Below are 10,544 nucleotides of genomic sequence, written 5' to 3'. Positions count from 1 at the left end.
TCGGCCAGCAGACGGGACCCGGCATGGCTGACCACACCGTGGCCGTCGGCCGAGACGACGAGCTTGGGGCGCGAGGCGGTAGTGTGCACGCAGAAAGTGCCTTCCTGCTGGGATGACAGAGACCTTCGACAAGCCTCATCTTCCCAGCTCAGAGGGCACTTTCGCGTTTCGGATCAAGATCCGGACACCGCGGCAAGTGAAACAGGCAGGCTAGACGCTGTCGCCGTCGGCCAGCGTTCCGACCAGTCTCTGCAGCTCCGCTTCGATATCCACGCAGACCATCTTCCAGGGTGCCGTTGCTTTCCGGTGGCCGTGCCCGATCCGTGCCAATAGCGGTCGCAATCTCCCGACCTCCACTGTCGCAGTGCGTTCGTTCAGGCAGGTCATTGGAGCGATGCCGCCCTGCAGTGCTCAGACTCCCAAGCTGAGAGCTCGGTGCTCGATGTCCTCCGATGTGGGTCTCTAAGTCTCACGCTCGGCGCTCCGAGCTGCCTCGATGAACGATGCGACCGAGGCTTGGTAGGCGTCGACGGCACGACGGAAACCGTCAGCCTGGCGTATGTCTTCCTCGACAGCGATCAGGCGGCCGTAGGCGTCGCAGGAGGCCGCGTGCACTCCATTCGCCGCCGCTATGGGTCCAGGGCGGCATTCCAGGGAAACAACGGCCAGGGAACGCAGGAAGGGCCTGTAAGAGTCCCGGAGCTGGTCACGGAGCTCTGTGAGGGATGCCAATCGTGCCTCCTGATCCTCCACCTTCAAGTACTTGGGGATCCTGAGGTACAGGATCCCCATCTCATTTGCCTGCTCGATGAAGTCCAGCTGTGTGGCTCGGCGTGTCTCGCGCTCCCGAGCGGTGTGCGCGGCCTCGGCGGCTGCTTGGGCCTGGACGCGGGCGGCTTGTGCGTTGCCCCTGCTCGTCACCCAACTGGCGACCACCGCTGTAGCAGCGGTAAGTAGGGCCACCCACAAAGCACTGTTGTCCATGACGCACAGTGTCTGTGCCGTCGAGCATCTTGCACAGAGTGCCCCTGGTGCCAGGCTCGCACGGCTGTAGGGCGCGGCAGGCCAGAGCACGGGTACTCGCGCCATGCGCGGGCCCGTCTCAGTTTCCGTCTCATTCAGCACGGCTCACGGCCGTTCAGGGCGGAACGGAAGCCGATGGTGAGTGAGCATCCGGCCGCCCATGAACCCAGATGAACGCCCTCGCACACACCTCATCACCCCGCCACCACAGTTGGAAAGCGTGTTGGCGGCGCCGGAATGAGAGTGCGGCAGGCAGCAGCACGCCGAGTGCGGTCTAATCGCTGGTCGGCCTCGTCCGGTCAGATGTACGTCCACCGCCATGCGTTCGAGCTGTACGTGCACTTGATCTTCGTGCCGCCCGCGGTCGTGGTGCTGGCGCCGTGGTCGCTGTTCCGGCAGAACTGTCCCGCGGAGTAGCAGTTTCCCGCGTTGGAGACGATCGAGCACGTGCCGGTGCTGTCCCGGCCGCTGCTACTCCCGCTGCCGCTGTCGGCGGCTCTTGCCGTGGCGGTCTTGGTGACGGTGACCGTAGGGCCGGGCTTCGCCTTTGCCTTGACGGTTTCAGTGACGGTCGGGCCGGGCTCGGGCGTGGCGGTGACGGTCGCGGTGATGGTCGTCGCGGGCTTGACCTTGGTCTCGACGGGCTGTTGCCCGTCGTCCCCGGCGGAGCCGATGAGTGCGCCCGTGATCAACAGGGCCGTGCCGCCGACCCACACGAGCACGCGCTTGTGGAGCGGCCGGGTGTCCGGCGGGCGTGGTGACGGCGGTATGGGAGTGGCGTACGGGTTGGTCATCTCGTCCCCCAGGATGCTCTGGTGGAGCGACCGTAGTGCCCGTCAGCGCCACGTGTGCAGGGTGTGTAGGAGAGGTGGCCATTCTGTGACATGGGTCGGGTCGGTGATCCAGGGCAAGAGGATGAGGCCGCGCCGGACGGAGCTTGGCGAGGGGGTATGACCTTCAGCCGCACCACAAGCGCACCAGATCGAGCGGGGAACAGCGGGGAATCACGGTGAAAGCGGCCGACCCCCGTGAGGCCTCACCGTGACCGTTCGCGCAGGTCAGCACCCGAAAGAATCGCGAATGATCGCAGCTTCCCAAGCTGATGGCTCATGCGCTATCGGTACGTGCTGGCCTGTCGTGGCTTGCTCTGGTCGACAGCGCTGGCAGCGTGGTGGCGGCCGGTGGGGGTGCAGCGAGGCGCACACGCGCGTGGCCGGTCGGCGCACCCGCCGTCGTGGCTGACTTTCGTCGGCTGAGGTTCAGGCAGAGCATGGGCAGGCTGGCATAGCTCGGACGGGGAGGAGATCCAGGGCAGCAATCGGGATCTCCTCCCCCTCCGAGCGGGTTCAGGGGCGAGTAGTACTCGCCGCAGCGCTCATCAGGCGTCGTGCGGTTCGCTCACCCCCAGGAGGTCACCGCGGCTGGTTGCAATGCGGAGGACGTCCCGCAGGGACCAGACCAGTTCGCGCGTCAGCCGCCGCATGTCGTCCAGGCCCGCCTTCTTGTCGTCGAGCAGCTCAGAGGCGAGGTTCAACAGCTGGGCCGCCGAGCCGATCTGGATGGACTCGACGTTGTCAGGCAGGCGGGACATGTAGCCGCCCTGGTCGTCGGTGCTCAGGTAGCAAGGCTTGCCTTCCGGGCCCGACCACGGGAGGAGCCGGAGTTCCTTCGGTACCGTCATGCTGAAGTCTGCCTCTCGTGGTTCGCATGGTGGGTGGTGAAGACCGCGTCGACTCGGTCCCCTGGGAATGTCAGGAGCGCCGCTTCTACGACTCGGCCTGCGGAGTCGGTCGAGACGCGGGTGACCGTGAGGACGGGTGCGGCGGTGCCGATTCGGAGGGCCGAGGATTCATCCGGTGTCGGTGAGCGGGTGCACACCGTCTCCCGGGTGACGGCCGGCTGCGGGCCGAGGAGGGCGAAGCGGGTGAACGCCTGGCGGTCGGCGGAGTCGCCGTCGAGTACGGCAGCCGGAGCCACGTCCCGCGGCATGTAGATCTTGGCAAGGCCGTGGAGTGTCTCCCCTTCGATGCTGAGGCATGAGAACTCGGCCAGGGGGCTCCCCAAGGGCACCTTCAGCAGTGTCGCCAGATCGCCGTTAGCCGGGACGGTGCTGCTGCGGACGGAGACCCGCAACGCCGGCTCGGCGGCGGTCCACGGGTCGAGCGTGCCCCAGCCACCGACGTACATGATCTTGCGGTGGGGGCGGCGGACGAAGTTGCCCTTGCCGTGGATCTTCTCTACGAGGCCCTCGCCCTGGAGTGCCGAGAGGGCGCGGCGCAGGGTGACCGTGCTGACCGCGTACCGCTCGGCCAAGACGGTTTCGGACGGGAGGCGTTCGCCGGGTGGGATGCGATCGGTCGTGATCTGTTGCCGGAGGTCGTCGGCGATGTCGTGGTGGCGCGGCGGCACTGTTGCGCTCACCGTCCCCTCAGGGTGCGCATGACGGCGAGGCGGGTGCACGCGTGGATGGTCAGGAGTTCGCCCGACTCGAAGACGAGTTGCTTTGCACCCCGGGGGAGTTGGAACAGGTCCCGCACCCGGCAGGCACGGCCGCCGAGGTGGATGATGTCGCCGCGCTGCACTGTGGTCGAGGTGACTTCGATGTTGACGACCAAGGCGCCGCCAGGAAGTCGTTCCTTCACTGGGCCACCGCCTTGATGCCGGAACGGTCGCGCTCCGCGTGGCACGGGCAGCCGCACGCCTCGTAGATCACCGGCACGTCGGCCGGGGCCATGGCCGGGGAGGACTCCGCGCAGACGAGGTGTGTACCGATGCAGCAGGCAGCGGAACGGTAGGCGTAAGCAGGGTCGTCTACGGTGCGCGTCGGCATCAGTGGGTCCCTACGAAGGTCGACCAGGCGTCGCCCGAGAGATGGGGAGCCACGACCGCAGGCCGCCGCGACGCCCGCATCCGTGCCTCCCAAGCCAGGACGTAGGGGCGGACGAGGGCAACGTCCTCCCCCTTGAGCGGCTGTTGGTGGTCTGCCACCGCGGGGGCCCAGCCGAGCACGAGGGTTGAGGGGTCCGTAGCCCCAGGAGAGGCGACAGAGGGCGGTAAGGGGCGGCGGTGCCTGCCCTTGGGGAGGGGCCGCGCTCTGGTGAGGGCAAGGGCGCGGCGGATACGGTTGAGCACGCTGGTCAGCTCCTATCGCTGATGGCCCGGTCCCCCGACATCGCCCGTCGTGGGGACCGTTCTGCGTACGACCGCCCAGAGGGTGCGGCCGTTCAAGCTGGTGGCGAGAAGCCCGAACCGGTCGGCCTCAGCCACCACGTCCAGGACCTCCCGCCACAACTCGGCGGAGGGCGTGTCCGGGATCTCGGCCTCCACCGTCGTGTGCCGGGGGTGTTCCTCCACTCGCGTGGGAAGCCCGAGGGCGGACAGCCGGGCGGCGATGGCCGCTGCGCTAACTCCCGAAGCGGGCACAGGGCAGCCTCCGTCACCGGCGATCACTTTGAGTGAAGCTAGTTAACTAAATTAGAGCTAGTGGACTAGATTTTCCATATGCCTGAGCAGCCGCCCTATCTCCGCATCGCCGACGAGCTTCGGCAGCACATCGCGGAGCACGTATGGGAGCCGGGCGACCGACTGCCCTCCCGCGCCCAGATCGGCCAGGAGTACGGCGTGGGCGAGAACGTGGTCCGCAGGGCTCAGGAGTTGCTGATCTCTCAGGGCGTGCTGGAGGGGCGGGCCGGTTCAGGTACATACGTCGCCGAGCCGCGGCAGCGAGTGCGGGTCGTGCGGTCGTCGGCGCGGGAGCAGCCCAGCGGATCGCCGTTTCGGGCCGACATGAACGCCGTTGGCCGACAGGGCGATTGGGAGAGCCGTACGGACGCCAAGGTGCCGGCGCCTGCCGAGATCGCCACGCGGCTCGGGATCGCCGAGGGTGAGTTGTGCGTCCGGACAACGTACGAGTTCCTGGCGGACGGCAAGCCGGTTCAGCTGTCGACGAGTTGGGAGCCGTACGACCTCACCGCGGGCTCTCTCGTCGTCCTCCCCGAGGGAGGCCCGCATGCCGGGGCCGGAGTCGTGAACCGCATGGCCGCGATCGGTGTCACCGTCAGCCACGCCGTCGAGCAGCCCGAGCCGCGAACGGCGACCGCCGAGGAGGCGTCGCTACTCGGCATCCAGAAAGCCGCGTTGGTCACCCACATCCGGCGGACCTACTACAGCGACCAGGGCAGGCCGGTCGAGACGGCCGACATCGTCGTGCCCGCCTCCCACTGCGAGATCGTCTACGAGATCCCGATCAATCGCTGATCGGCCGCCCCCACGCGCGATGCGCAGTGCACCAGGCGCATGATGGCGGCCGTGGGGATCACTGTGGAGCTGCACTCGACTCGGCCGACTCGCCGTTGGGCGAAGTCGCGTGCCACGTTCCTGCGCGGGTGTTACGGGCGCGGAGAGGCACTGGCCGACGCGTTGGGGTCGCTTCACCATCTCGGCGTCCCCGGTCGGCTCACCACTGTCGACCTTTACGGGAACACGGTGATGAACGAGCAGGAGGCCGCGGCCGCGCTCACCGAAATACCCGGCCTGAAAGCCCAGTGCGCGGACGAGCAGCAGCGGGCAGCGCTCGATGATCTCGCAGAAGTCCTGAGCGAGTGCGTGTCCACTGCGGATAGTTGCATGTCGTTCTGGGGCGACTGAAGGGCATGACCCAAGCGTCGCTCGCCGTGCCCTCCGCGTGCCCCATCCGTGCCCGATAGGGCAGGAAACCACGGGGAACAGCGGTGTGCGGCAGGCACCCCGAACGGCAACGGCCCCCGACCAGACATGCTGGTCAGGGGCCGCCTACCTGCGGTGGGTGTGGGATTTGAACCCACGGTGACATCGCTGCCACGACGGTTTTCAAGACCGTTCCCTTAGGCCGCTCGGGCAACCCACCTCTGCCCCGTCCCACCTGGGGCGGAGCGACTACAGCCTACCGGCCTCCGGCCCCGGCATCACGGAGCAGGTCGACAAGCTGTACCGGCCGCTGTTCACCGCGCTGTCCGAGCGGCTGAAGGTGCCCTTCTCGGACGAGACGTACACGCAGCAGCAAACGGCCCGGCACTTCCGGCTCACCTGGCTGCAGGTGCTGCCCCCATCGACGCCGCCCGGCGGCTTCCTCGCCGCTCGCCGCCCGAGCTTCGAGCGGCGGGCGCCAACAACGAGATACCGGACCACTCCTCAGCCTGGACAGCGATCCGGGTGGTCCGGTCCTGGAGTCCCTGGTCAGGACCCCGGTGCCGATGGTACGGGGCGGTCAGCGTGCTCGAATGCGGGTGCGGTGGCAACCCCGCCTGCCTGTTGCCGAGTTGGAGAGGACCACTGTTTCGGTTCGGCCGGCGGATACCCAGTTCTGACCTAAGCCACCGAAAGTCAGCCACGACGGAGGGGTGCACCGAACGGGCGCCCGTCACGTGTGTCCAGCAACCCCTTACCGACCTCAGCCACGCTTCATCCATGCGTCACGGGCCTCATCTCAATCCGGCCTGGGCGTTGCCGACGCGCCATGGCAATTGGGCTCGGACTGCGGCTCTGTGAGCTTCGTGGCTCTGAACCGGTGGGCGGTTGGGCGGCGTGGCATCGCTTGGCGGATGTCGGCCTGGTCCTAGTGCTCGGAGCGGTCGGGTTGCTTCCCGCTCCAGCTGTCCGTCTGCGCGGCCTTGCGCGCTGAGCGGCGGAGACCGCCGGGAGCGGTGGCGAAGACATGAAGCGGCGGCGGCCCCTGGCCGCCAGCGCGCGGCCCGCCGTGGCGGGCCGCCTTGATGAGGCCCAGTTCTTCGCGCGGCAGGGCTCCCGGCACCAGAACCTGGCCGACGACGTCCGCGGCCAGGCGGAGCTCGCGGAGTGGGAGCGCTTGGCCCAGCTGCTCGCCGCCGCGCCGGCGGGCGCAGTCCACGCCCCGGACGCCGACGGCGTTCGCGTATTCGGGGCCGAACCGGCGCGTCCACTGGTGGACCGTCTCGTGGCTGACCTCGATGCCGCACTCGAGCATCAGTTCCTCGACGTCACGCAGGCTCAGGTTGAATCGGTGGTACGGCCACACGCAATGCGAGATGACCTACGGCGGGGAACGGAACCCCCGGTTCGACACCGTCTCGTCTCCACGAACAGCCCCTCCAGCAATCCGACCAGACAGACGATCATCACACCGCAGATGCTCCCACTCAACCTGACAATGCCCTCCCGAGTCGTTGTGGACACCGCACAATGAGGGTCCAAAAGGAGCGAACGTACAGGTGCGGGCCTTGCGGACCGGGCATGCCCGGTTCCACGATCCACGTCCTCGGACGCGAACGGACTGCCGCCGTCGTCGGTGCCTCCGAGCCCGAGTCCAGCGAACGGTGGGGCGGCGTCGCCGGGTCATCGAGCGCACCATGTCCTGGCGGACCGGACACCGCAGACTCGACCACCGCTACGAACGGCACCTTCGCGACCACCCGGCCTTCCCCGACCTCGCCTCGGCTCTTGTTCCGGGTCGCGGAGCGCGCCCCGGAGAGGCAGCGGCCTCTCACGCGCACGGCCGTGCCGTGAACAAACCGCGTCGCAGCAGCCGAGGATGCGAGAGGTCATCGCGATAGGCCGTACGACCATGGCCGACCCGGTCGTTTGCGAAGATCAAAGCTTGGCCCGAGCCGAGGGTGACCTCGGTCCGGAAGGCACTCCCCGGTCGCGCGGCAGCGTCCATGAAGGCGAGCGCACGCTCGAGGGCGGCTTGGTGGCCATGCAGAGCGCAATAACAATCCGTGACGGTCCTACTGTACCGAGTCATCAGGTGCCCCGGCTGTTGCTCGGCGAAGGCGGGCCCAGTCACAGAACGGCTGCCGGACGTGCGCTTGAGTGCATCGTCGTGGGCTAGCTGTTCTGCGGCTTCCGAGTCAGTCCGGCGCAGGGCTGCGTAGGCGTCGACAAGGTCGACCAGGTAGGTCACGCCGCCCTCCGCCGCAGGGGCGGCACACAGCAAGATGGTGGTCGGGACTTCCCCGAGGTGCTGCAAAGTACCGTCACAATGCAGGTTCTGTCCGAGAGAGCCGGAGAACGGATGGTCGCTGTCGGGGCGGGCGGATATTTTGCTGACGCCGCTGGATGTGTGGGGGCTGTTCTTGTAGACCGGCGGGGTGAACGGTGCGCCGAGATTCAGAGCCTCCGCCAGAGTGAAAAGATCGCTCGAGGTAGAGGCAGAGCCGCGAACCTGCACGGTGGCGTAGCCCTGTTGCTGATAGCCAGACACGACGCGTTGCCTTACGCCGGTACCGCATAGTGCCCAGCTCACATCCTCAATCGGCGCAGCGGGTTCCACTGTGAAATGCGACAGATGAGTATACGGAATACCCGTGACACTTGAATAAATCACAGACATGATGGCCCCTCCGTGTCGAGATAGCCCAAATGGGGTGAGGAGCTCCACAATAAGAGCACAGGAATGGCGAACCTCTCCATCGACCGGTCGAAAGTTCGGAGCAGGCATCCATCCATCAATCGGGCCAGATGCACATCATCCGATCGGCCGGTCGTACATCCACCCAGCGGATGAGACCCGCATCCACCGCTTGGACCGGCTCGTCCGAGTTCCCCGAGAGCCCGTGCACGTGCCTCGTCCATGGGGACAAAAACCGCTCTCTGGGGGTGTGTCGGTCGTGGCGCCACGGGCTACAGGCGACAATAATCAAATTGCGGAGCAGTCTGGTTCCGGCCGCGGCAAGGCGTGTCTGCGAACCTGGCAGTTCCTTGGATGGCTTCGTATGCAGTTGGGCGTCGCTGATCTCGTCATGGGCGGGGTACGTGGAGTTGAATTGTTCCGGATGGCTTGTGGGAGATCCCGGAGCCGCTGACCCCACAGTCGAAGGTGCGGTCGCAGGGTGGCGGGACGCGGGACACACCTCATGAGACCGTGTTCGCTGCGATCGTCCACGTGCCGTTCAACGGCTGCGCCTGGCGGAAGCTGCCGCCGTGTTTCGGCCTCTCGAAGTCCACCGCGTCTGATCGGTCCAGGGCAGGCGACCGGGGCGTCCGCTCGAAGCGATCATCGACGGGTACGGCTTTCTGGATTCGCCCCGAACCGTTCTGGGCTCTGCCCACGTATGTGCAAGCAGAGGGGCGAACACACCGGCTCGAGCCCCGTGGACCGGGGCATGCAGGTTCCACGATGCACGCCCTCGGACGCGAACGGACTGCCCCTCGTCGTCGAGGTCTCCGCCTCCGACACACACGACGGCCTCGGACTGAAGCCAAATGTCGTCAGTCGCCGGGGGCGTCGTGCGCACCGAAGCAGCTCCACTGCCAGTCGAAATCGTTTCCCCCTGCTCACGGCATCTTTTATTCCGCGCGAGTCTATCCTGAGGAAGAGGAGTCACCTTGTGACCGCCCACTGGAATCACCTCCCCCCTGTTCACACAGATTTCCGGCTGCCATTCCAGATCGGCGCTCTGCACCATATCGGCCTTGACTTCCTGGTCGACCCGGATCCGGTGCGTCGGCGACTTGAGTCGGAAAACTCTGACCTCGACGTGACCTTGTTCGACAGCAAGGCCTGCATTTCCATGAACTACCAACTGTACTTCGCGCAGTTTGCGGGCGGGGGTAGCCTGACACAGGAGATCGAGCTCAACATCATCGCGCACCCCAAGGCCTCTTCCACATTCCTTCCGGATCTCTGCTATCGACAGTTCGCAGAAGGCCAGGATCAGACCAAACTGAACGGCTGTTGGCGGATCCAGGTGGTCTGCGACAGCCCGCTCGCCATCAAGGCAGGGAAGGAATTGTTCGGCGAGCCTAAACGCCCGGCTTGGTTCGAGACGGTTATGCCGTCTCCCAACGCCGCCCCCTCGGGAACGTGGAGGGTCACGTGCAAACGGGCCGGGTTGGAGAACGGGCAGAAAATCGTCCCAAGTGACAAGACGATGTTCTCCTTCGAGATCGACCTGACAGAGGTCACGCCCATGCCCGTGAGTATGGCCCCGATCACCATGTACGGTCGCAGCCCGAGCAACGACAACGGAGGCAGAACGATCGCGGCCCCGTTCAACGTGTGTCAGCCCTACCTCTTGTACCCCTTGGCACCAGAGGACGAGGACAGATACCAGGTGTCGGTCATCGAACATGAGAGCGGGATCGGCGCTGACCTCGGTTCCCTCGTCGGCGACGCGAAACCGGTGAGTGCGTGGGCGTACCAATCACCACCGGTCGCTTCACAGCATCGCCCCTACTACGCCCGCACCACCGAATGAACCTCGTAGAGCCGGTAGCACATCGTGTCGGGGTCGGTCCGGCGCGGACAGTTCGAATTCTGCGACGGCGAGGACTACCTGTTCGGAGTGCGTGAAACGCGACAGAGCCGGACCGGGGTGAGACAGGACCTAGGCGGATTCAATCGGTCGTCGCAACACCTCATGATCAGCGAGGTGTGGGATGGTTCGTCGTCAGCAGGGAGCCGATCGGGCGATACGGCCAAAGTTGAGGTCTCCGGGGCATCCGAAATTTCAGCGTCATATCGAAGCAGCGTTCTGGGATGAAATCGCCAAAGGTCTGCTCGCGGA

The 10,544-nt window shown here is 66.3% G+C and carries 11 protein-coding genes, 1 tRNA gene and 2 pseudogenes; 4 read left to right on the top strand and 10 right to left on the bottom strand.

The window, feature by feature from the left end; all coding sequences use genetic code 11:
* Positions 1-462: 462 nt before the first annotated feature.
* The 7 genes from QMZ92_RS35085 to QMZ92_RS35055 form a co-directional block, all read right to left on the bottom strand.
* Positions 463-984 (bottom strand): hypothetical protein, encoded by a 522-nt coding sequence (locus QMZ92_RS35085; protein WP_283301882.1) that lies wholly within the window; start codon positions 982-984, stop codon positions 463-465.
* Positions 985-1,322: 338 nt separating this feature from the next.
* Positions 1,323-1,817 (bottom strand): hypothetical protein, encoded by a 495-nt coding sequence (locus tag QMZ92_RS35080; protein WP_283301880.1) that lies wholly within the window; start codon positions 1,815-1,817, stop codon positions 1,323-1,325.
* A gap of 584 nt (positions 1,818-2,401) precedes the next feature.
* Entirely contained in the window at positions 2,402-2,704 is a 303-nt protein-coding gene (locus QMZ92_RS35075) for a hypothetical protein (protein ID WP_283301878.1), read from the bottom strand.
* Complete coding sequence (locus QMZ92_RS35070; RefSeq protein ID WP_283301876.1) at positions 2,701-3,444, bottom strand: GntR family transcriptional regulator; 744 nt, start codon at positions 3,442-3,444, stop codon at positions 2,701-2,703. Before QMZ92_RS35070 ends, QMZ92_RS35075 begins: the two co-directional genes overlap by 4 nt.
* Positions 3,441-3,665, bottom strand: coding sequence for a hypothetical protein (locus tag QMZ92_RS35065; RefSeq protein ID WP_283301874.1), 225 nt, complete (start codon positions 3,663-3,665; stop codon positions 3,441-3,443). Before QMZ92_RS35065 ends, QMZ92_RS35070 begins: the two co-directional genes overlap by 4 nt.
* Complete coding sequence (locus QMZ92_RS35060; RefSeq protein WP_283301872.1) at positions 3,662-3,853, bottom strand: hypothetical protein; 192 nt, start codon at positions 3,851-3,853, stop codon at positions 3,662-3,664. The genes QMZ92_RS35065 and QMZ92_RS35060 overlap by 4 nt, the downstream gene beginning before the upstream one ends.
* 314 nt (positions 3,854-4,167) lie before the next feature.
* Positions 4,168-4,446: a hypothetical protein gene (locus tag QMZ92_RS35055; RefSeq protein ID WP_283301870.1), complete on the bottom strand. Its 279-nt coding sequence runs from the start codon at positions 4,444-4,446 to the stop codon at positions 4,168-4,170.
* 78 nt (positions 4,447-4,524) lie between these two features.
* Between QMZ92_RS35055 and QMZ92_RS35050 the strand changes: the two genes are divergently transcribed.
* Both QMZ92_RS35050 and QMZ92_RS35045 read left to right on the top strand, forming a co-directional pair.
* Positions 4,525-5,280 (top strand): GntR family transcriptional regulator, encoded by a 756-nt coding sequence (locus tag QMZ92_RS35050; RefSeq protein ID WP_283301868.1) that lies wholly within the window; start codon positions 4,525-4,527, stop codon positions 5,278-5,280.
* Positions 5,281-5,331: 51 nt separating this feature from the next.
* Positions 5,332-5,670: a hypothetical protein gene (locus tag QMZ92_RS35045; protein WP_283301866.1), complete on the top strand. Its 339-nt coding sequence runs from the start codon at positions 5,332-5,334 to the stop codon at positions 5,668-5,670.
* A gap of 151 nt (positions 5,671-5,821) precedes the next feature.
* Here the strand turns inward: QMZ92_RS35045 and QMZ92_RS35040 are convergent.
* The 3 genes and pseudogenes from QMZ92_RS35040 to QMZ92_RS35025 all read right to left on the bottom strand — a co-directional run bounded on the left by QMZ92_RS35040 (position 5,822) and on the right by QMZ92_RS35025 (position 8,239).
* Positions 5,822-5,908 (bottom strand) — tRNA-Ser (locus tag QMZ92_RS35040).
* Positions 5,909-6,937: 1,029 nt separating this feature from the next.
* Positions 6,938-7,066 (bottom strand): annotated as a pseudogene (locus QMZ92_RS35035) (IS6 family transposase); the annotation flags it as partial.
* A 453-nt stretch (positions 7,067-7,519) separates the two neighbouring features.
* Positions 7,520-8,239: a TauD/TfdA family dioxygenase gene (locus QMZ92_RS35025; protein ID WP_283301864.1), complete on the bottom strand. Its 720-nt coding sequence runs from the start codon at positions 8,237-8,239 to the stop codon at positions 7,520-7,522.
* A gap of 561 nt (positions 8,240-8,800) precedes the next feature.
* Here QMZ92_RS35025 and QMZ92_RS35020 point away from each other — a divergent pair.
* Positions 8,801-9,263, top strand: a pseudogene (locus QMZ92_RS35020) (transposase); the annotation flags it as partial.
* A gap of 102 nt (positions 9,264-9,365) precedes the next feature.
* Positions 9,366-10,235: a hypothetical protein gene (locus QMZ92_RS35015; RefSeq protein ID WP_283301862.1), complete on the top strand. Its 870-nt coding sequence runs from the start codon at positions 9,366-9,368 to the stop codon at positions 10,233-10,235.
* Positions 10,236-10,544 lie beyond the last annotated feature (309 nt).

Source organism: Streptomyces sp. HNM0645 (assembly GCF_030056615.1).
Lineage (GTDB): Bacteria > Actinomycetota > Actinomycetes > Streptomycetales > Streptomycetaceae > Streptomyces > Streptomyces marianii.
Note: the sequence above shows the minus strand (reverse complement) of the source record. Positions and strands in the feature narration are given on the sequence as shown.